Origin of the sequence: Bradyrhizobium sp. WSM471 (genome assembly GCF_000244915.1) — a bacterium.
Lineage (GTDB): Bacteria > Pseudomonadota > Alphaproteobacteria > Rhizobiales > Xanthobacteraceae > Bradyrhizobium.
The window spans coordinates 287,475-307,195 of record NZ_CM001442.1 but is presented as its reverse complement, the minus strand read 5'-3'; the positions used below and the strand labels follow the sequence as shown (position 1 = coordinate 307,195).

The 19,721-nt window shown below is 64.6% G+C and carries 17 protein-coding genes, 1 tRNA gene, 1 pseudogene and 1 riboswitch; of the genes and pseudogenes, 10 read left to right on the top strand and 9 right to left on the bottom strand.

The window, feature by feature from the left end:
• Window position 1 precedes the first annotated feature (1 nt).
• Together BRA471DRAFT_RS01445 and purH are read left to right on the top strand one after the other, a co-directional pair.
• Window positions 2-1,720, top strand: a complete 1,719-nt coding sequence (locus BRA471DRAFT_RS01445) for a heparinase II/III family protein (protein WP_007604125.1) — start codon at window positions 2-4, stop codon at window positions 1,718-1,720.
• Between the two features lie 59 nt (window positions 1,721-1,779).
• Window positions 1,780-1,861, top strand: a riboswitch (ZMP/ZTP riboswitch).
• Window positions 1,862-1,884: 23 nt separating this feature from the next.
• Entirely contained in the window at window positions 1,885-3,477 is a 1,593-nt protein-coding gene (gene purH, locus BRA471DRAFT_RS01440; RefSeq protein ID WP_007604124.1) for a bifunctional phosphoribosylaminoimidazolecarboxamide formyltransferase/IMP cyclohydrolase, read from the top strand.
• A 144-nt stretch (window positions 3,478-3,621) separates the two neighbouring features.
• Here the strand turns inward: purH and BRA471DRAFT_RS01435 are convergent, their stop codons facing one another.
• The gene (locus BRA471DRAFT_RS01435; RefSeq protein WP_007604123.1) at window positions 3,622-5,010 is read right to left on the bottom strand and encodes an MFS transporter; all 1,389 of its coding nucleotides are present in this window, start codon (window positions 5,008-5,010) and stop codon (window positions 3,622-3,624) included.
• A gap of 99 nt (window positions 5,011-5,109) precedes the next feature.
• Here BRA471DRAFT_RS01435 and ggt point away from each other — a divergent pair, with 99 nt between their 5' ends.
• A complete protein-coding gene (gene ggt / locus BRA471DRAFT_RS01430; protein WP_007604122.1) occupies window positions 5,110-6,861 on the top strand; it encodes a gamma-glutamyltransferase in 1,752 nt (583 codons plus the stop codon).
• Between the two features lie 144 nt (window positions 6,862-7,005).
• Here ggt and BRA471DRAFT_RS01425 read toward each other — a convergent pair whose 3' ends face one another.
• Complete coding sequence (locus BRA471DRAFT_RS01425; RefSeq protein ID WP_007604121.1) at window positions 7,006-7,671, bottom strand: glutathione S-transferase family protein; 666 nt, start codon at window positions 7,669-7,671, stop codon at window positions 7,006-7,008.
• Window positions 7,672-7,821: 150 nt separating this feature from the next.
• Here BRA471DRAFT_RS01425 and BRA471DRAFT_RS01420 point away from each other — a divergent pair, with 150 nt between their 5' ends.
• From BRA471DRAFT_RS01420 to panE, 4 genes and pseudogenes are all read left to right on the top strand, one after another.
• The gene (locus BRA471DRAFT_RS01420) at window positions 7,822-8,418 is read left to right on the top strand and encodes a DUF2239 family protein (protein ID WP_088930886.1); all 597 of its coding nucleotides are present in this window, start codon (window positions 7,822-7,824) and stop codon (window positions 8,416-8,418) included.
• Between the two features lie 74 nt (window positions 8,419-8,492).
• Window positions 8,493-9,851 (top strand): MATE family efflux transporter, encoded by a 1,359-nt coding sequence (locus BRA471DRAFT_RS01415; protein ID WP_035973479.1) that lies wholly within the window; start codon window positions 8,493-8,495, stop codon window positions 9,849-9,851.
• A gap of 93 nt (window positions 9,852-9,944) precedes the next feature.
• Window positions 9,945-10,559, top strand: a complete 615-nt coding sequence (locus BRA471DRAFT_RS01410) for a 2-hydroxychromene-2-carboxylate isomerase (protein ID WP_035973478.1) — start codon at window positions 9,945-9,947, stop codon at window positions 10,557-10,559.
• Between the two features lie 182 nt (window positions 10,560-10,741).
• Window positions 10,742-11,598, top strand: a pseudogene (gene panE, locus BRA471DRAFT_RS01405) (2-dehydropantoate 2-reductase); the annotation flags it as partial.
• 252 nt (window positions 11,599-11,850) lie between these two features.
• On the opposite strand, the gene BRA471DRAFT_RS01400 reads toward panE, so the two are convergent.
• The 4 genes from BRA471DRAFT_RS01400 to BRA471DRAFT_RS01385 all read right to left on the bottom strand — a co-directional run bounded on the left by BRA471DRAFT_RS01400 (window position 11,851) and on the right by BRA471DRAFT_RS01385 (window position 15,434).
• Window positions 11,851-12,444, bottom strand: a complete 594-nt coding sequence (locus BRA471DRAFT_RS01400; RefSeq protein ID WP_007604114.1) for a cytochrome c — start codon at window positions 12,442-12,444, stop codon at window positions 11,851-11,853.
• 194 nt (window positions 12,445-12,638) lie between these two features.
• Window positions 12,639-13,919 carry a sorbosone dehydrogenase family protein gene (locus BRA471DRAFT_RS01395; RefSeq protein WP_007604113.1) on the bottom strand — a complete coding sequence of 427 codons (1,281 nt, stop codon included), beginning with the start codon at window positions 13,917-13,919 and terminating at the stop codon, window positions 12,639-12,641.
• 378 nt (window positions 13,920-14,297) lie between these two features.
• Entirely contained in the window at window positions 14,298-15,284 is a 987-nt protein-coding gene (locus BRA471DRAFT_RS01390) for an NAD(P)-dependent oxidoreductase (protein WP_007604112.1), read from the bottom strand.
• A 75-nt stretch (window positions 15,285-15,359) separates the two neighbouring features.
• Window positions 15,360-15,434 (bottom strand) — tRNA-Gly (locus BRA471DRAFT_RS01385).
• Between the two features lie 275 nt (window positions 15,435-15,709).
• Here BRA471DRAFT_RS01385 and trxA point away from each other — a divergent pair.
• Entirely contained in the window at window positions 15,710-16,633 is a 924-nt protein-coding gene (gene trxA / locus BRA471DRAFT_RS01380; RefSeq protein ID WP_007604111.1) for a thioredoxin, read from the top strand.
• A 68-nt stretch (window positions 16,634-16,701) separates the two neighbouring features.
• Window positions 16,702-17,379, top strand: coding sequence for an LON peptidase substrate-binding domain-containing protein (locus BRA471DRAFT_RS01375; protein WP_007604110.1), 678 nt, complete (start codon window positions 16,702-16,704; stop codon window positions 17,377-17,379).
• 187 nt (window positions 17,380-17,566) lie between these two features.
• Here the strand turns inward: BRA471DRAFT_RS01375 and BRA471DRAFT_RS01370 are convergent, their stop codons facing one another.
• From BRA471DRAFT_RS01370 to BRA471DRAFT_RS01360, 3 genes are all read right to left on the bottom strand, one after another.
• Window positions 17,567-18,160 carry a cytochrome b/b6 domain-containing protein gene (locus BRA471DRAFT_RS01370; RefSeq protein ID WP_035973477.1) on the bottom strand — a complete coding sequence of 198 codons (594 nt, stop codon included), beginning with the start codon at window positions 18,158-18,160 and terminating at the stop codon, window positions 17,567-17,569.
• 60 nt (window positions 18,161-18,220) lie between these two features.
• Window positions 18,221-18,499: a PepSY domain-containing protein gene (locus BRA471DRAFT_RS01365; RefSeq protein WP_007604108.1), complete on the bottom strand. Its 279-nt coding sequence runs from the start codon at window positions 18,497-18,499 to the stop codon at window positions 18,221-18,223.
• 215 nt (window positions 18,500-18,714) lie between these two features.
• Window positions 18,715-19,065, bottom strand: coding sequence for a hypothetical protein (locus tag BRA471DRAFT_RS01360; protein WP_007604107.1), 351 nt, complete (start codon window positions 19,063-19,065; stop codon window positions 18,715-18,717).
• Between the two features lie 104 nt (window positions 19,066-19,169).
• Here BRA471DRAFT_RS01360 and BRA471DRAFT_RS01355 point away from each other — a divergent pair, with 104 nt between their 5' ends.
• A complete protein-coding gene (locus tag BRA471DRAFT_RS01355) occupies window positions 19,170-19,700 on the top strand; it encodes a TetR/AcrR family transcriptional regulator (RefSeq protein WP_007604106.1) in 531 nt (176 codons plus the stop codon).
• The last annotated feature ends 21 nt before the right edge of the window (window positions 19,701-19,721 follow it).

The following is a 19,721-nucleotide window of genomic DNA, read 5'->3' as shown; positions in this document are numbered from 1 at the left end:
GATGAACCGCTTCGCGCGGAACATGCTCGCGCGCGCGAGCGGCGGTTCCGTCGCCCTGTCGCGGGTCTGGCCCGGCCGCGCCGACCGGCTGATCATCGCGCCGCATGATCTGCGCACCGCGGATGCGACCCGCGCCGCCGAGATCTATGCCGGCCGCTTCGTCTTCGCCGGCAAGATCGTCAATTGCCACGGCCGTTCGATCTTCGATCTCGAGCCTCCGTCGGAGGATTGGGAGGTTGCGCTGCTCGGCTTCGGCTGGCTGCGCCATTTGCGCGCCGCCGACACCGCGCTGACGCGCGCGAATGCGCGCTCGCTGATCGAGGACTGGATCGCCAACCCTGCCAGCAAGCGCCGTCCCGTCGCGCGACGCGCCGACGTACTTGCGCGACGCGTGATCTCCCTGCTGTCGCAGGCGCCGCTGGTGCTCAACGACACCGACAACAAATTCTACCGCCGCTATCTGCGCGCGCTGGCGCGCGAAATCCGCTTGCTGCGCTACACCATGGTCAACATTCCCGACGGAGTGCCGAAGCTCCAGGTGCTGATCGCGCTGTGCTATGCGGCGCTGTGCCTCGCCAACCAGGCAAGTCACATCCGCAGCACCTCGAAAAAGCTCTCCGATGAATTGCAGCGGCAGATCCTGCCCGACGGCGGGCATGTCTCGCGCAACCCGGGCGCGCTGATCGAGCTCTTGATCGACCTGTTGCCGCTGCGGCAGACCTTTGCCGCGCGCAACATCGCGCCGCCGCCCGCGCTGCTCAACGCGATCGACCGCATGATGCCGATGCTGCGCTTCTTCCGCCACGGCGACGGCAATTTCGCGCTGTTCAACGGCATGAGCGCAACGCCCTCGGATCTGCTCGCCACGCTGCTTGCCTATGACGACACCCACGGCGCGCCGATGTCGAATATGCCCCATACCGGTTTCCAGCGCCTCGATGCCGGCCAGACCACGCTGATCATCGACACCGGCCCGCCGCCGGCGGCCAGCGTCAGCCACGACGCCCATGCCGGCTGCCTGTCGTTCGAACTATCCTCCGGCATCAGCCGCATCGTCACCAATTGCGGCATGCCGACCACGGGCCGCGACAATTGGCGGCCGTTCGCACGCGGCACGGCAGCGCATTCGACGCTGACCTATCACGACACCTCGTCATGCCAGTTCGTGGAGATGTCGGCGATGAAGCGGCTCCTGCACGGCGCTCCGATCACCAGCGGCCCGGTCGAGGTCGAGAGCTATCGCGAAATCGTGCAGAACGGCACGCTGCTCACGACGTCGCATGACGGTTACCTCACGAAATTCGGCGCGATCCACCGCCGCGTGCTGATGATCGCCAATGACGGCGCGCGCATCGACGGCGAGGACACGCTGTCGCCGCCGCAAGGCGGACGTTTCAAGGGTCCGGATGCCGATTTCGCGCTGCGCTTCCATCTGCACCCGGCGGTGAAGGCGAGCCGGCTATCCGATGCCCGCGGCGTCATGCTGGTGCTCCCGAACCGCGACGTCTGGACCTTCGAGGCGCTCGACGACAAGGTGGAGCTCGAGGACAGCGTGTCCCTGGCCGGCAATGACGGCCCGCGCCGCACCGCTCAGATCGTGATCCGCCAGGATGCGCGGCAGGCGCCCTCGATCCGCTGGAGTTTTGTCCGCTCCACCGCTTCGCCGGCGATCACGAATGCCCGCAGAAATGCGCGGCGGGAGCCGGAACTTCCGCTGTAGACGCATGTGATTCGGCCCGATCTGATCGTTGTGAAAACGACCGAAAACTGCTATCGAGCCCTCGCTCGCGCGACTGGCGACCTTGGATGGAGCACCATCGGGAAGCGCGGGACATAGCTGCCGCGCGCCTGGGCATTACTCCTTCAAGACAGAGGATCTTGCTCATGACTGACCATCCCCGCCGCGTCACTCGCGCCCTTCTCTCCGTTTCCGACAAGACCGGCCTGATCGACTTCGCAAAGGCGCTTGCCGCGCACGATGTCGAACTGATCTCGACCGGCGGCACCGCAAAGGCGATCGCCGCGGCCGGCCTTGAGGTGAAGGACGTCTCCGAGCTGACCGGCTTCCCCGAAATGATGGATGGCCGCGTCAAGACGCTGCATCCGAAGGTGCATGGCGGCCTGCTCGCGATCCGCGACAACAAGGACCATGCGGATGCGATGACGGCGCATGGCATCGCGCCGATTGATCTGCTCGTCGTCAATCTCTATCCGTTCGAAGCGACCGTCGACAAAGGCGCGGGCTTCGAGGATTGCATCGAGAACATCGATATCGGCGGCCCCGCGATGATCCGCGCCGCCGCGAAGAACCATGATGACGTCGCCGTCGTGGTCGAGGCGCAAGACTATCAGGCCGTGCTCGATGAGCTCGCTGCCAACAGCGGTGCAACCACGCTGAAGTTGCGCCGGCGCCTTGCCGCCAAGGCTTACGCGCGCACTGCCGCCTATGACGCCGCGATCTCGAACTGGTTCAACCGCCAGCTCGAGATCGACGCGCCCGATTTCCGTGCCTTCGGCGGCAGGCTGATCCAGTCGCTGCGCTATGGCGAGAACCCGCACCAGACCGCGGCGTTCTATGCGACCCCCGACAAGCGGCCGGGCGTCTCGACCGCGCGGCAGCTCCAGGGCAAGGAGCTCTCCTACAACAACATCAACGACACCGATGCGGCCTATGAATGCATCGGCGAGTTCGACGCCAAGCGCACCGCGGCCTGCGTCATCGTCAAGCATGCCAATCCCTGCGGCGTCGCGGAGGGCTCCGACCTCGTCAGCGCCTATCGCAAGGCGCTGGCCTGCGATTCCACCTCGGCCTTCGGCGGCATCATCGCGATGAACCGCGCGCTCGATGCCGACACCGCGCGCGAGATCACGAAAATCTTCACCGAGGTGATCATCGCGCCCGACGCAAGCGAGGAAGCGATCGCCATCATCGGCGCGCGCAAGAACCTGCGACTTCTGCTCGCCGGCAGCCTGCCCAATCCGCGCGCACCGGGCCTCACCGCCAAGACGGTGGCGGGCGGCCTGCTGGTGCAGAGCCGCGACAACGCGGTGGTCGACGACATGACCTTCAAGGTTGTCACGAAGCGCGCGCCCACTGATGCCGAGATGCGCGACCTGAAGTTTGCCTTCCGTGTCGCAAAACACGTCAAGTCCAACACCATCATCTATGCCAAGGATCTCGCCACGGTCGGCATCGGCGCCGGCCAGATGAGCCGGGTCGATTCAGCGCGGATCGCGGCACGCAAGGCTCAGGATGCGGCCGCCGAGCTGAAGCTCGCCGAACCGCTCACCAAGGGCTCGGTGGTGGCGTCGGATGCGTTCTTCCCGTTCGCCGACGGCATGCTCGCCTGCATCGAGGCCGGCGCCACCGCCGTGGTGCAGCCCGGCGGCTCCATGCGCGACGACGAGGTCATCACGGCCGCCGACGAGCACGGCATCGCCATGGTGTTCACGGGCACGCGGCACTTCAGGCACTAGATCTGTCGTGTACTAAACTCTTAACGGGTCGTCCCGGCGAAGGCCGGGACCCATAGCCCAGGAAGTAGTTTGGCGTGCGGTCCTAGCCGCGTCGCGGCAACGACAAATCACGCGGTATGGGTACCGGCCTTCGCCTGGACGACACTAATTTTCCCGCACCCGCATCAACAGCGCCAGCCCCGCGACGAAGAACACCACCAGCACGGCCATGCCGGCCTTCTGGCTCGCCGTCACCGCGGTGATCACGCCGATCAGGAGCGGGCCGATGAAGGACGTCACTTTCCCCGTCAGTGCGAACAGACCGAAATACTGCGCGATGCGGTCCTTCGGTGCGAGACGGATCAGGAGCGTGCGTGAGGCGGCTTGCAGCGGACCACCGGCTGCACCGATCAGGCAGCCCAGCACCAGATAAGCGCGCTCGGCCGCAGCGGCGAACATTGCACCGCCAGGCGCGGGCGGCGCGACCTTCATGAAGAAGATCGAATTCTTGTCGACCAGCAGGATCGCCGCCAGCGCCAGCAGCAGGACCAGCATGCTGCCGGCGATCACGCGCTTCGGCCCGAAGCGATCGTCCAGCTTGCCACCAAACCACGCGCCGAACGCGCCGGCGATCGCGAGCATGATGCCAAACGTGCCGATCTGGATCGTGTGCCAGCCGAACGTGCCCGCCGCATAGATGCCGCCGAAGGCAAACAGCGACACCAGACCGTCGGTGTAGATCATGTTGGCGAGCAGAAACGCCGCGAGCGATTTCTGCTGCGGCAGACCCTTGATCGATTGCTTCAGCTCCGACAGGCCTTCGTGCAGCGCCTCGCGCACCGGGCGCTTCGCCGGATAGTCCGGCGTGAACAGGAACATCGGCGTCACGAAAACGATGAACCAAAGCCCGGTCAACGGTCCGGCGGCGCGGTCGCCCTGATGGCTGACGGGATCGAGCCCGAACAGAGGTGTGAGCCCGAGCAGCGTGCGGCCGGTCTCGGGATTCGCGGCGAGCAAGCCGAGCACGATGATCAGGCTGACGATGCCGCCGACATACCCCGTCGCCCAGCCGGTGCCGGAGAGCCGGCCGATGCGATCCGGCGGCACCAAGGTCGGCATCATTGCATTGTTGAAGAGAGTGGCGAATTCCGCGCCGACGCTGGCGAGCGCGACCGCGGTGAGCAGCGGCGGAATGATCGAGGGATCGCCCGGCTTGCCGATCCACAGCGTGCAGGATGCCAGCACCAGCACTGCGCCGAATCCGGCGATCCATGGCTTCCTGCGGCCCGAAGCATCGGCGATAGCCCCCAGCACCGGCGACATCAGCGCGATCGCGAGGCCCGCGGCAGCCATCGCAAAGCCCCACAGCGATTGCCCGGTGGCGGGATTCGGCGCAATGCCGGTGGCGAAATAGGGCGCGAACACGAAGGTCGTGATCAGCGTGAAATAAGGCTGCGCAGCCCAGTCGAAGAAGATCCAGCTGACGACGGCGGCACGCGGCGGATAGATCCGCGGCGCGCCGGCGATACGCGCATCCGGGGCGATCGTCGTCACTCCATCATCCTCATCACGAACAGTTTTGCCTCTGTCGGGGCAAACCGTATAGCATTGCAGCGCTGCATGTGAACTGCCCATGGCCTTTGCGGAAGTTTGATGATGTCGTCTTTTTCGACACGGCGGACATTTTTCGCCTTCCTTGCCACTCTGGCGTTCGGACTTCCGGCCGCGACCGCGCAGGATGCGCGGCGGGCCTATGTGCCGCCCGCGCTCGACACGGTGCATGCCGTTCCCGCCGAGCACGGCATGGTGGTGGCGCAGGAGAAAATATCCGCGCACGTCGGCGCCGACATCCTGCGGCGCGGCGGCAATGCCGTCGATGCCGCGGTCGCGACCGGCTTTGCGATGGCCGTGACTTATCCGCGCGCTGGCAATATCGGCGGCGGTGGCTTCATGGTGATTCACTCCACCGAGCGTAACGAAGACATCACGATCGATTATCGCGAGACCGCGCCGGCTGCGACCACGCCGCAGATCTTCCTCGGTGCCGACGGCAAGCCGGATGTAGCGAAGTCGCGGGATTCCGCGCTCGGCGTCGGCGTGCCCGGCACCGTCGCGGGTCTTGCGCTGGCCCTGGAAAAATATGGCTCGGGCCGGTTCACGCTGGCGCAACTGCTCGAGCCCGCGATCACGCTTGCGCGCGATGGCTTCCTCGTCGGCGACGACATTGCCGACACGCTGCCGGGCTGGCACGAGCGGCTGGTGCGCTGGCCCTCCTCGGCCAGGATTTTCTCGCGGCCCGATGGTACGCCGCTCGGTGAAGGCGACAGGCTGGTGCAGAGCGATCTCGCCGAAACGCTGTCGGCTGTCGCCGCACAGGGCCCGCGCGGTTTCTATGAGGGGCCGGTCGCGGAGAAACTCGCCAAGGCCGTGGCTGACGCGGGCGGCATCATGACGCCAGCCGATTTGAAATCCTATCGGGCGGTGATCCGCGCCCCGGTGCGCGGCACCTATCGCGGCTATGACATCGTGTCGATGCCGTTGCCGTCGTCGGGCGGCGTGGTGCTGGTGGAGACGCTCAATATCCTCGAAGGTTTTCAGCTCGCCGATCTGAAGCAGGGATCGCCGGCCTCGCTGCATCTGTTGATTGAGGCCATGAAGCGCGCCTATGCGGACCGTGCGCGCTATCTCGGCGATCCCGCCTTCGTCAACGCACCGATCGAGACACTCACCGCCAAGGACTACGCCGCCAAGCTGCGCGCAACCATCTCCGCCGATCGCGCCACGCCGTCGAAACAGCTCGTGTCCACCGCGACCTCACCGCATGAGGGTAGCAACACCACGCATTTTTCCGTCGTCGACGGCAGCGGCAACGCCGTCAGCAACACCTATACTCTGAACTTCAGTTACGGGGTCGGTCTCGTCGCCGACGGCACCGGCGTGCTGCTCAACAACGAGCTCGACGATTTCACCGCAGCGGTCGGCGCTTCCAATGCCTACGGCCTCGTCGGCTTCGAGGCCAATTTGCCCGGGCCGGGCAAGCGGCCGCTGTCGTCGATGTCGCCGACCATCGTGCTGAAGGACGGCAAGCCGGTTCTGGTGACGGGCTCGCCGGGCGGCAGCCGCATCATCTCGACCGTGCTCCAGGTGATCGTCAACGTCCTCGATTACAAGATGGACGTCGCGGCCGCCGTGGCCGCACCGCGGCTGCATCACCAATGGCTGCCCGACGAGGTCCGGGTCGAGAGCGGCTTCCCGAATGATGTGCTGCTCGAGCTGAAGGCGATGGATCATCTCATCGTCATACCGATGGGGCAGACATCGGCGAATTCGATCGCGGTGACCGCCAACGGTCCGCTCGGCGCGCCCGATCCACGCACCCGGGGCGCGGAAGCAGCGGGGCAGTAACTCTGTCCTTGCATGGCGCGAAGGCCGGCTTGCGCGCGACGCCGCGCGTGCAACCACCGCGAGGCGAGAGAAACTGCCAGAGACGCGCGGACGCGTATTGCATGCGGACTGGCGGGCACTGTCACGCAGGGCGCAGTGAGAAACTTACCGCCCCACCTGATACGGCCCGCCCTTTTCGAGGGCGCGGCTGTACGCCGGCCGTGCATGAATGCGCTCCAGAAACGCCATCGCCTTGGGATGGCCGAGCTCGAGCCCGCCGCGCGCCTGGGCCGCTTCGAGCGGAAAGCTCATCTGGATATCGGCGGCGGTGAACTCGTCGCCGGCGAACCACTCGCTCTTCGCGAGTTCGCCTTCCCAATAGTCCATGTGCTGCTTGAGCTGCGGATTGACCAGCGCGGTGAGCGCCTGGTTCGAGACCTTGCGCACGAGCGGGCGCAGCAACGCCGGCGCGCGCTTCGGCATCAGCGTGAACAGCAGCTTGAGCAGCAGCGGCTGCATCGCCGAGCCTTCCGCATAGTGCAGCCAATAGGTGAAGCGCAGCCGCTCAGGCGTGTTCGGCGGCGGGACCAGCCGGCCGTTGCCGTAGGTGGCGATGAGATATTCGATGATCGCGCCTGATTCGGCGATGGTGTTGCCGTTGTCGGTGATGACGGGCGACTTGCCGAGCGGATGGATGGCCCGGAGCTCCTTCGGCGCGCGCATGTCCGGCTGGCGCTGATAGCGTACGATCTCGTAGGGCACGCCCAATTCCTCAAGCAACCACAGTACGCGCTGCGAGCGGGAATTGTTGAGGTGGTGAACGGTCAGCATCGCGTGGTCCCCGAGGCTAGGCATGGGCGATCGGCCGCGCGTTCCTGCCAGCCCGGGAACGCAATGTCGAGCCATCCGGACGGATATTTTTATCCGGGTATATTGACCTTTGCAATTTACCCGGGTATTAAAGCTGCTATCGCGACGGATATGGCAATGATTCCAATGCAGAAGACTTTCACCGCTTTCCAAGGGCATCGCAGTCTGGTCTCCGGGCCGGCAGGAGAGGTTGCGCTGGTCGTCAAGCGGATGGCGGAGCGGCCGGACGAGCCCATCATCATCTTCGAGGACGCCACGGGCCGATCGATCGACTTCGATCTGCGCGGCGGAGACCGCGAGGTGCTGGCGCGGCTGGCGAAGCTTGTGCCGCCCCCGGTTGAGGAGACCGCATCGCCGAGCGAGCCGCGCGGCCGCGGCCGGCCGAAGCTCGGCGTGGTCGCGCGCGAGGTGACGCTGCTGCCGCGGCACTGGGAGTGGCTCAGCGCGCAAGCAGGCGGCGCCTCGGTCGCACTACGGAAACTTGTCGAAGAGGCGCGCCGTGCCAGCGGCGACAAGGACCGCGAACGGCAGGCCCGCGATGCGGCCTATCACTTCATGTCGACCATGGCCGGCAATCTGCCGCAGTTCGAGGAAGCTTCCCGCGCGTTGTTTGCGGATGACCGGCGGCGTTTCACCGGGCTGATCGCAGATTGGCCCGCCGACATCCGCGACCACATCGTCAAGCTCGCCTATAGCGACCGCGCCTAGGCGCGCGCCTTCACACAACCCTATCGACGGCCGAGCCACGCGCACTTCGCGTGGCGACGGTTCCGCACGCCCTGATGAAAGGCCAATCCATGTCCGCCGCCAAGCCGCTCTGGAAAAGTTTTCTGCGCTTCCTCGCGCCGTTGATGCTGAGCAATGCGCTGCAATCGCTGTTCGGCACCCTCAGTAACGTCTATCTCGGCCAGATGATCGGGGTCGACGCGCTCGCGTCGGTCTCGGTGTTCTTTCCGGTGTTCTTCTTCCTGTTCGCCTTCGTCATCGGGCTAAGCACCGGCGCCACGGTGCTGATCGGCCAGGCCTATGGTGCGGGCGAGCAGGGCCGGATCAAGCTCATCGTGGGCACGACGCTCGCAATCGGCCTGCTGCTCTCGATTTCAATTGCACTGATCGGCGGCATCTTCAGCCGGCAATTGATGATGATGCTCGCAACGCCCGCGGACATTCTCGACCAGGCCAGCGCCTATGCCCGCATCATGCTGCTCACCATGCCGCTCGGCTTCGCCTTCCTGCTGATGACGGCGATGATCCGCGGCGTCGGTGACGCGCTGACGCCTCTGCTGGCGCTGGCGTTGTCGACCGCGATCGGCTTGATCCTGACGCCGATTCTGATCCGGGGGTCGTTCGGATTGCCCGCGGCCGGCATCACCAGTCCGGCCTGGGCGGCGGCGATCGCCAACGCGTTGACGCTGGTCGCGCTGGCCGCCTATCTGCTGCGGGGGAAACATGCGTTGGCACCGGACGCTGCACTGCTGCGCCATCTGCGGCTCAATCGTGTGGTGCTGGGACAAGTCCTCGGCATTGGACTGCCGAGCGCGATCGGCATGGTGGTGATGGCGATCGCCGAGCTGGTGCTGCTCGGCCTTGTCAACGGCTTCGGCTCGAACGCAACCGCAGCCTATGGCGCGGTCAACCAGGTGATGGGCTACACGCAGTTCACGGCGATGTCGATTTCAATCGCGGTCTCGATCCTCGGTGCCCAGGCGGTCGGCCGCGGCGACCGAGCGGGGCTCGACGGCATTGTGCGCACCGGACTTGCGTTCAACATCGTCCTGACGGGCGGGCTGGTGGCGATGATCTATCTCGCGCCGCGCGCCGTGCTCGGTATCTTCATCACCGAAGACACCGTGCTCGAGCTGGCGAAGGGCTTGCTCCACATCGCGCTGTGGAGCTCGGTGCCGTTCGGCCTGGCGACGGTGTTTTCCGGGGCGATGCGCGCTGCCGGCGTGGCGCTGACGCCAATGCTGCTCGCGATCTTCGCCATTGGTGCAATCGAGCTGCCGTCCGCAGTGATCCTGAGCCGCACGATCGGCCTTGAGGGTGTGTGGGCCGCCTATCCGATCGTGTTCTGCGTCATGTTCCTTTTGCAGATGGGCTATTACCTTCTGGTGTGGCGCAAACGGGCGATCCGCGTCTGACCTGACGACATCATCAAGAGATTATGACCGTCATTAAAAGGTGGACCGGCGGCGTGCGCTGCGCCACAATGCGGAAAAGCGACGTCAGGGAGGATGATTTTGACCCGCACAGCCCCGCAATTCCTGTTCGATTTCGGCAGCCCGAACGCCTATCTCAGCCATCTCGCGATACCCGCCATCGAGCAGCGCATCGGCGTCAAATTCGAATATGTGCCGATCCTGCTCGGCGGCATCTTCAAGTCGACCAACAACAAGTCGCCGGCCGAGACGCTTGCCGGCATCAAGAACAAGCGGGAATTCCAGGCGGTCGAGACCGAGCGCTTCGTCAAGCGCTTCAAGGTTCAACCCTACGTCATGAATCCATTCTTCCCCGTCAACACGCTGAACCTGATGCGCGCGGCGATCGCGGCGCAGCTCGAAGGCGTGTTCGAGACATATGTCGAGGCCGCATTCCACCACATGTGGCGCGAGCCGAAGAAGATGGACGATCCGGAAGTCGCGGCCAAGGCGCTGGCGTCCTCCGGCCTCGACGCGCAAAAGCTGTTCACCCGCGCCGGGGAACCTGAGGTGAAGGGCAGACTGATCAAGAACACCGAGGAGGCTGTCGCGCGCGGCGCGTTCGGCTCGCCGACCTTCTTCGTCGGTGACGAGATGTTCTTCGGCAAGGAGCAGTTGCGCGAAGTCGAGGAGATGGTGTCGGGGAAGTGATTTTCTCGAAGTAGGGAAACCGAGCAATCTCCTCAAGGTCGTCCTGGCGAAGGCCAGGACCCATAACCACCGAATCGCGTTTGGCGATAAGCTGGGGCTCCGACTTGTCCGACAACAGGCAGTCGGGGTAATGGGTCCTGGCTTTCGCCAGGACGACGGCAAGAAACAACAAGGACGATCCCATGCGTATCCTCGTGGTCGGCGCTGGCGCCATCGGCGGCTATTTTGGTGGCAGGCTGTGCAGGCGGGCCGCGACGTCACCTTCCTGGTCCGGCCGCGGCGCGCCAGCGAGCTCGCGAGCGCCGGCCTCGTCATCAAGAGCCCGAACGGCGACGTGACCTTGAAGAATCCGCCGACCGTTCAGGCCGACGCGCTCAAGGACAAGTTCGATGTCGTGCTGCTCAGCTGCAAGGCCTTCGATCTCGAGGACGCCATCAACTCGTTCGCGGCAGCAGTCGGGCCGAATACCGCGATCATCCCGATGCTCAACGGCATGAAGCATCTCGACATCCTCGACGACAAGTTCGGCCAGGAGCGCGTGCTCGGTGGCCTCTGCGCCATCGCCGCGACGCTCAACGAGAAGCGCGAGGTGGTGCAGCTCCAGCCGATGCAGTCGATCAATTACGGCGAGCGCGATGGCACGCTGTCGGATCGGGTCAAGGCGATCGACGAGGCCTTCAAGAGCGGCATCGTTGGGGCCACCGCCAGCCAGAACATCATGCAGGACATGTGGGAGAAATGGGTATTCCTGTCCTCGCTGGCGGCGTCCACCAGCCTGATGCGCACCTCTGTCGGTAATATTCTTGCCGCTCCCGGCGGCAGGGACTTCCTGCTCGGCATGCTGGACGAGACCAGCGCGATCGCCGCCGCGTCGGGCTACACGCCGGGCGGGCCGTTCTTCGAGCGCGTGAAGGGCAACCTCACCACCGAGGGCTCGCCGATGACGGCCTCAATGTTCCGCGACGTCAAGGCGGGCCTGCCGGTCGAGGCCGATCACGTCATCGGCGACCTCATCGCGCGTGCCGATGCCGCCAAGGTGCCGGTGCCGAAGCTACGCATCGCGTACACCCATTTGAAGGCATATGAGAAGCAGCGGGCGGGGTAAGCCGCTCGCTAGATCGTCATCCCGGGGCGCGCATAGCGCGAATCCGGGATCCATAACCACAGTCCGTGGTTATGAACCGAGCTTGTCACGACGAATCTTCGCCAAACCACTCCCTGTGGTTATGGGTCCCGGATCTGCGCTTCGCTTGTCCGGGACGACAGTGGAGTTTTGCAGCTACATCGGGCGCTATTTGAAATACGCGAGATAGTGCGAGACGGCGGTGATTTCCTCATCGCTCATGTGGTAGGCGACATCGGCCATCGCGGCGCCACCGCCGCCGACGCGCTGGCTGCTCTTGTAGTCGTGCAGCGCCTTGACGAGGTATTCCTCGCGCTGGCCAGCGAGCCGCGCAACGGCCTTGGTGCCGGCAAAGCTATCCGTATGACATGAGGCGCAGCGGCGGCCGGCGGCAACTTGCGCGCCCTTTTTCGACAGCTCCGGATCCTTGTCCTCCGCCGCTGTCGGCGGCGTCAGCGCGGCGAAATAGGCGCCGAGATTGCGGACGTCCTCGTTGGTGATTTCCTCGGCGATCGGCTGCATCTGGTCGTTCTTGCGCGAGCCGGCGCGGAAAAACACGAGCTGCCATTGCAGGAATTGATCGGGCTGGCCGGCCAGCGAAGGAATGTTCTCGGTCTGCGAGATGCCGTTCTCGCCATGACAGCCGGCGCAGACGGCGGCCTTCTCCTTGACCGCGGCATTGTCGGCAGCGCTTGTCGGGAGAGACCCGAGCGCGAGAAGCGCAACCGCGCTGATTGCGTGTGAGATGAACTGCCGGCGCATGATTGGAATTCCGATCTATCGAACGCGTCATTCCCGACACGCGGCGGCGCGAGCCCGGAGATTCATAACCCGCGTTCGTGGCCAAGGGTTCCGGACTTGCGCGCAGGCGGCGCGCGATCAGGAACGACAGCGTGCGAAATTGAAATGAAAAGGCTGCGGTGCCCCTCGGCACCGCAGCCTCGCGTCGTCTTACACTACTTCTTGCTGTAGCTGATGCGGTAGATCGCGCCGGCCCAATCGTCGGCGACGAGGATCGAGCCGTCCTTGGCGAGGATGATGTCGTCGGGACGGCCGAGATAGCCCTGGTCGCCCTCGATCCAGCCGGAGGCAAACACCTCCTGCTTGGCGTTCTTGCCGTCTGGACCGACGATCACGCGCATGATGCGGCCGCCCTGGTACTTGTGACGATTCCAGGAGCCGTGCTCGGCGATCAGGATGTTGTTCTTGTACTCGGCCGGAAATTGGTCGCCGGTATAGAACTTCATGCCGAGCGGAGCGACGTGAGCGCCGAGGTTCAGCACGGGCGGCGTGAACTCGGAGCACTTGTGGCCCATCGCGAACTTGGTATCCGGCAGGTCACCCTGGTGGCAGTAGGGATAGCCGAAGTGCTCGCCGATCTTGCTGATCATGTTCAGCTTGTCCGAGGGCAGATCGTCGCTGATCCAGTCGCGGGCGTTCTCGGTGAACCAGAACTTGCCGGTGCGCGGATCGACGTCGCCGCCGACCGAGTTGCGAACGCCGAGCGCGTAGATCTCCGCATTGCCGGTCTTGGGATCGACGCGGCGGATCTGCGACACGCTGGTCGGGGGAACGCCGATGTTGAAGGGCGGTCCGAATGGAATGTAGAACCAGCCTTCCTTGTCGACCGCGATGTATTTCCAGCCATGCGCGGCGTAGGACGGCATGTCGTCATATACGACCTTGCCCTCGCCGGGACTGTCGAGCTTGTTTTCGATGTCGTCGTAGCGGATCAGCTTGTCGACGGCGATGACGTAGAGCGCACCGTCCTTGACGGCCAGACCGGTGGGCATGTTCAGCCCCTTGAGGATGGTCTTGACCTCTTTCTTTCCGTTGTTGTCCTTGATGGCATAGACGTTGCCGAGGCCGAACGAGCCGACGAACAGCGTGCCCTTGTCACCCCAGGCCATCTGCCGCGCGGCCAGCACGCCGGAGGCGTAGACCTCCATCTTGAAGCCCGCTGGCAGCTTGACCTTCTTGACGATGTTCGCGAGTTCGGCATCGGACGCGCCGGTCGGCGGACCCGACGGCGGCGCCAGTCCCTTCTGCGCCTCGGTCTCGTCGCCGAGAAACCAGTCGTCCGGCGGATGGGTCCAGAACTCCTTGGTACCGGATTCGTATTTCTTCAGCGGCTTGTTCTTGTCCTGCTGCTGCGCGTGACCGACGCTTGTCCCCGCGAGAAGGGCAACCGCTGCAAGCGCCAGGATGGATTGAAAGACGGATCGATGGAATTTCATCGCGTCACTCCCCTAAGGCAGCCATCAGGGCTGCACGTTATTTTGTTTTGCTAGTCGAGAGGCGAAGTTCGGACTCTGTCGAGAGGACAGACGCAGAAGGTTAGCACATCTGCGAGCGGTGAGAAGCGCGCCGCGTGAGCTGCATAGCGCTCGGTAAAAATTGAGACGGAAAGTCAATGATGGCGAATGCCGCGAGGGCAACGCTCTCGCTGCAGCGCGGAATCATTGTCGCGCGCGGCTAATTTGCAGGCAGCATGAGGGCCCGGAACAAAAAAACGCGAAAACAACCCCATGCACAGTAGAACGGCGGAGGCCATCTTGCTGCCGGTGACTCCAGGTAGACATCTGACGCGTCGAGCGAATTAGCAAAAGCGGCGGCTACGGGGCGACGGGGTAGGGACTGTCGTCGAAAATCGTCTCATGATAGCCTTTCGACCCGACATCGCGCGCCAGCGTGCTGCGAAAATCGCGGCCGTCGCGAAGACACTTCAGGACATGCGCGAAGTCGAATTCGGGCCGCCAGCCCAGTTCGCGCCGCGCGCGCTCGTTGACATAGACGCGGTCGATCGCGGGAAACAGCCGCCAGCCGCGCGCAGCATAGAGCTCCGCACACTCCGGATAGAGCTCGCGCACCACACCGGCCGCGTCGCGCGCCAGCGCAGTCAGGTGGCGCTGCTCGAACGGACTCGTCGCCGACACGATGGCGCGGGCAAACCCGATGTTCGGCGCGCGCTCGGCGGCGAGCAGATGGGCGCTCACCGCGTCCGCGATATCCAGCCGGCGATAGAGCAGCTCGTTGGCCCGCGCATTCTCCGGCGCGTAAGCCGACCGCATCGCCGGATCGTCATCGTCTTCCGGGAAGAAGCGCGAGGTCCTCAAGACCACGACGGGCAGGCCGCGCTCGCGACAGAACAGCTCGCAGAGAGTTTCGGCCATCAGCTTGGTCGTGCCGTAGATGTTCTTCGGAGTCGGTGGCAGATCCTCGGTGACCCACACTGCGGCCCGGCCCGCCTCGGAGCGAAGCTGCGAGCCGAACGCGCTGGTGGTGCTGGTGAAGACAAAGCTACGCACGCCGGCGGCCACGGCCGCTTCAAGCAGGTTGAGCGTGCCGGTGACATTGGTGTCGACAAAGTCCTGTTTGCTGTGGGTCGCCACATGCGGCTTGTGCAGCGTCGCGGTGTGGATCACGGCGGTGACGCCGTCCATCTGGCCCCGCACGAAGTCGGGATCGACGATCGAGCCGACAGCATCGGTGAAGAGCGATGGCTTCAGGTCGATGCCACGCGCAGGCGAACCGCGCCCGCGGAGCGTGCGGAGAAGGCCCTCGCCGAGATGGCCCGCGCTGCCTGTGACCAAAATTGTCATTCGAGACCCAATACAGCCGCCAGCGGCGTGGAAACCACGTGCCCGTCCGGTCCGGCTGGATGCTTTGGGAAAAATTGGAGCGGGCGAAGGGGCTCGAACCCTCGACCCCGACCTTGGCAAGGTCGTGCTCTACCACTGAGCTACACCCGCATCCTGTGTCGGTCGCATGACTGCGCCGGCAACGGCTGTCGTATGCCAAAAGCGGGAGGGGAATGCAACAGCTACCGGCGGCCTAGATTTGCAATCGGAGGCCCGATATCGACCCGAACGCGGCCAAATGACCCAAAAAGGCCCCGGAACCGGCGAATCGGCCCGCATGGATTGAAATTCGGCCGTCCCGGCCCAATTTAGGGCCAACAGCGAAGCATATGAATTGGCGACGTGCTAAAGACCCGCCAATTCCAGACATCAGACGAGGGGATGCCGTGACGATCATCGACCAGGGTAACGGAGCAGCGGGCCCGGCTGCCGCCGATCTGATCAAGGACACGACCACCCAGACCTTCGTGAAGGACGTCATCGAGGAATCGAAGCGCCAGCCGGTGCTGATCGACTTCTGGGCGGAGTGGTGTGGCCCCTGCAAGCAGCTCACGCCTTTGCTGGAAAAGGCGGTCAAGGCCGCCAAGGGCAAGGTCAAGCTGGTCAAGATGAACATCGACCAGCACCCGGCGATCCCGGGCCAGATGGGCATCCAGTCGATTCCGGCGGTGATCGCCTTCGTCAACGGCCAGCCGGCCGACGGCTTCATGGGTGCGGTCCCGGAGAGCCAGCTCAACGCCTTCATCGAAAAGCTGACCAAGGGCGTGACCGCGCCGGGTGAGCCGAATGTCGCAGAGATCCTCCAGGAAGCCGAGGCGGTGCTCGGCGAGGGCGATGCCGCCGCGGCCGCCCAGATCTACGCGGAAGTGCTGCAGCTCGAATCGACCAACATCGCAGCCCTCGCCGGGCTCGCGAAATGCTACGCCGTCTCCGGCGCAATGGAGCAGGCCAAGCAGACGCTCGCCATGGTCCCGGAATCGAAGCGCAACGACCCCGCTGTGAAAGCCGTGCAGACCGCGATCGATCTGGCCGAGCAGGCCGAGCAGCTCGGGCCCGTCGCCGAGCTGGAACAGAAAGTCGCCGCAGACCCGCTCGATCATCAGGCCCGATTCGACCTGGCGATCGCGCTCAACGCGCAAGGCAACCGGGCAGCGGCCACCGAGCAGCTGCTCGCGATCATCAAGCGCGACCGCAAATGGAATGACGACGGCGCCCGCAAGCAGCTGGTGCAGTTCTTCGAGGCCTGGGGCGGCACGGACGATGCAACTGTCGAGGGACGCAAGCGCCTGTCGATCATCCTGTTTTCCTGACGATGATTGATCCATCGCCGCCGGCGGAGCGTTAGGCATCGTGACTTGATGCGGACAATGGGGACCAGATGCCGATCAACATCGAATATCGCGGGCCCGCCGACCTTCCGGAGATCCTTCCGGTGTTTCCGCTGCCGGGCGCGTTGCTGCTGCCGCGCGGGCAGATGCCGCTCAACATCTTCGAGCCGCGCTACCTCGCGATGATCGACGATGCCTTCCGCGACGGTCATCGCCTGGTCGGCATGATCCAGCCCGACATCGCGCACTCGCCCAAGAATTCCGACAAGCCGGCGCTGTTCCGTGTCGGCTGTGTCGGCCGCATCACCCAGCTCGCCGAATCCGGCGACGGCCGCTACATCCTCGAGCTCACCGGCGTCTCGCGCTTCAAGGTGCTCGAGGAGCTCGAAGTGCTCACCGCCTACCGTCAGTGCAAGGTGGATTTCTTCGCCTTCGTCGACGACTTTACGCCGCGCATGGGCGAGGACGAGGTCGATCGCGAGGCACTGCTGACGGTTCTGGCGGATTTCTTGAAGGCCAACAACCTCAAGGTCGACTGGGAGGGCGTCGAGACCGCCCCCAACGAAGCGCTCGTCAACGCACTGGCGATGATGTCGCCCTATGGCGTGGCCGAGAAGCAAGCGATGCTGGAAGCGCCCGACCTGAAGACCCGCGCTGAAATCCTGGTCGCGGTGACCGAGATGGATCTCGCCAAGAAGCGCACCAGCGGCGATCCACCGCTGCAGTGAGGGGCGACTAAGCTTCCGCCTCCACAGTGCGCTCCCTCTCCCGCTTGCGGGAGAGGGTCGGGGAGAGGGTGCTGCCCCAAGCGAGAACCCCGAAGAGGAGAAAACCCTCACCCGGCGCTTCGCGCCGACCTCTCCCGCAAGCGGGCGAGGTTGACCGAGCCCGCGGCCAGATTGTGCCGACTCAATCCTACGAGTGATGCCGGATGCGCTTGCGGCCGGTGATCATCGCGCTGATCAGGTTCTCGCGCTGGAGACGTCCCATCATCAGCACGCCCAGGACGTGCAGCACGACCAGGACGATGACCGCGTCCGACGAATAGTGGTGGGTGTCCTCGACCCACCAGACGCCGAAAAAGGTCACCGTCACCGACATCGCGCCTGATATCGTCGAGACCGCGAGCGAGACCAGCAGCGCCACCAGCATCAACGTGCCGGCGGGATTGAGCCCGATATAGCGGCCGGTGATGCCGCGGCGCAGATTCCAGAGATAACCTGGCGCGGCCCGAAGCCTGACGCCGACCATGCGGAAGCGCGAATAGCGGCTTCCCCAAAGACCCCAGACCAGACGGAACGCAACAAGCCCGAGTACGGTATAACCGACGATGCGGTGAAGTCCGTCATAGACGGTCGGCGTGAACCACGCGGCCAGAACGCAAGCCGCGAGCGTCCAGTGCCAGAGCCGCAGCGGAAGGTCCCAGACCGCGACTGTCCGCGAAGCGGTTCGATCCGCGGGGGTCCGGTTGGACTCCCCGCGTGCGTGCGGTACCGTTTCTTCGATCAAGCGAGGACCACCCTCAGGCATGACTTTGCGCAGACGTTTGCGCGCAGACCATCGCGCGGCCTACTTTGCAATCGTGTGCTTCAGGCTGAGATCTTCGGGGCTGTAGAACAGCTCGTAAAGCTTGCCTTCCTTGACGCCGTAGACCTCGTAGCACGAGCCTTCGATCTTGGAGCGCCGCACCTCGTAGCCGAGCGCCTTGGCCTTGGTTTCGGCTTCGCTCGCCGGCTTCCACGACGCCTTGTCGAGCTTGGTGCAGTCCTTGAAACCATCGGCCAAGGCCGCCGATCCCATGCCAATCCCGATCGTCAATGCAACGGCAACAACACGAATAACCTTCACGAACGTCTCCTCTTCTGTCGTGGGCGCTACGCCCCAAGGCGAAGCGGGACCGAAGGAAGCAAAGCACATGATGAAGTCAATCCGCAGCTACGGCGGAAGCCTTTAGAGATATTCTAACGATCCGAAAAAGCACAGCGCCCTCCGTGCGCAACGTGCATTTGGCGCGTCGATGCGGCCTTACGCCTCACAACAGGCATGACTGCAATATGCGGCGCCTAGTAGCCGGCAGCCGCCATCGCGACGACAGCACTGAGCGCCATCCAGCCGAAGTGCCGACCGCGCGTCGCCCATGCGTTGGCGAGAGCGGCGAAGCCGAACACACAGGCCATGGTGACGACGATCCAGTGCCGTGCCGGCTCCGATTGCAGCCAGGGTGCCGCGATCAGGAGCACACCCCCGCCGAACCAGGCGACGGTCGAGGCCTGCCAGACCAGGCGGATCAGGGTGCGAAGCCGCTCCGGCTCGATGCGGGCGCGGGCAAAGACCTTGGTCTCGCCGAGAATGCCATGGATGAGGGCCACGACAATGGTCACGCCCCCGGCACACTGGAGCAAGAGATCACGCATCGTCAAAACTCCTGAAAATTTTTCCATACAGTCCTGTATGGTGAGATAGGCGCTGGCGTGCCGGCTGTCAATACACTAGTGTATGGTCGAATCCGGAACCCGACATGGCCGAAACGCTGAACGCCGACGACTGGATCAAGCAGGGCCTGAAGGCGCTCGCGAGAGACGGCTTCACCGCGCTGAAGGCCGATCCGCTGGCGAAAGCCACGGGGGTCTCGCGCGGCAGCTTTTATTGGCATTTCGCCGATCTCGGCGCGTTCCATGCCGCTCTCTTGAAGCGCTGGCGCGAGATCGCGGCCGAGCAGATCATCGCCGATGTCGAGGCGGACAGCGACGATCCGCTGAAAGCGCTGCTGCGCAGGACTTTTGGCGCGCGGCTCGACCTCGAGCGCGCGGTGCGGAACTGGGCGGCCTTCGATGCAGCGGCACAAACGGCGGTGCGTGCCATCGACCGGCGCAGGCTCGACTATATCGAGGAGCTGCTGAAGAAGCGCGGGTTCGAGGCGGCGACGGCGCGAGCCCGCGCGCAAATCCTGTACTGGACGTTCCTCGGCTTCGCCCTGTCGGGCCCTCCATCGCCCGCCGCGCGGCTCGAGGGCCTGCTCGACGAGATCCTGCGGATGGTTTCCGCTTGAGGCGACGCGATGGGCTCCTGC

What these genes read in the sequence shown, in the direction of transcription:
- BRA471DRAFT_RS01425 (WP_007604121.1), bottom strand. Translation starts at nt 7,671, where the DNA reads ATGCTGACCGTTCACCACCTCAACAATTCCCGCTCGCAGCGCGTACTG.
- ggt (WP_007604122.1), top strand. Translation starts at nt 5,110, where the DNA reads ATGATGTCGTCTTTTTCGACACGGCGGACATTTTTCGCCTTCCTTGCC.
- BRA471DRAFT_RS01360 (WP_007604107.1), bottom strand. Translation starts at nt 19,065, where the DNA reads ATGCGTGATCTCTTGCTCCAGTGTGCCGGGGGCGTGACCATTGTCGTG.
- BRA471DRAFT_RS01420 (WP_088930886.1), top strand. Translation starts at nt 7,822, where the DNA reads ATGGCAATGATTCCAATGCAGAAGACTTTCACCGCTTTCCAAGGGCAT.
- purH (WP_007604124.1), top strand. Translation starts at nt 1,885, where the DNA reads ATGACTGACCATCCCCGCCGCGTCACTCGCGCCCTTCTCTCCGTTTCC.
- BRA471DRAFT_RS01445 (WP_007604125.1), top strand. Translation starts at nt 2, where the DNA reads ATGAACCGCTTCGCGCGGAACATGCTCGCGCGCGCGAGCGGCGGTTCC.
- BRA471DRAFT_RS01410 (WP_035973478.1), top strand. Translation starts at nt 9,945, where the DNA reads ATGATTTTGACCCGCACAGCCCCGCAATTCCTGTTCGATTTCGGCAGC.
- BRA471DRAFT_RS01415 (WP_035973479.1), top strand. Translation starts at nt 8,493, where the DNA reads ATGAAAGGCCAATCCATGTCCGCCGCCAAGCCGCTCTGGAAAAGTTTT.
- BRA471DRAFT_RS01375 (WP_007604110.1), top strand. Translation starts at nt 16,702, where the DNA reads ATGCCGATCAACATCGAATATCGCGGGCCCGCCGACCTTCCGGAGATC.
- BRA471DRAFT_RS01390 (WP_007604112.1), bottom strand. Translation starts at nt 15,284, where the DNA reads ATGACAATTTTGGTCACAGGCAGCGCGGGCCATCTCGGCGAGGGCCTT.
- BRA471DRAFT_RS01395 (WP_007604113.1), bottom strand. Translation starts at nt 13,919, where the DNA reads ATGAAATTCCATCGATCCGTCTTTCAATCCATCCTGGCGCTTGCAGCG.
- BRA471DRAFT_RS01355 (WP_007604106.1), top strand. Translation starts at nt 19,170, where the DNA reads ATGGCCGAAACGCTGAACGCCGACGACTGGATCAAGCAGGGCCTGAAG.
- BRA471DRAFT_RS01400 (WP_007604114.1), bottom strand. Translation starts at nt 12,444, where the DNA reads ATGCGCCGGCAGTTCATCTCACACGCAATCAGCGCGGTTGCGCTTCTC.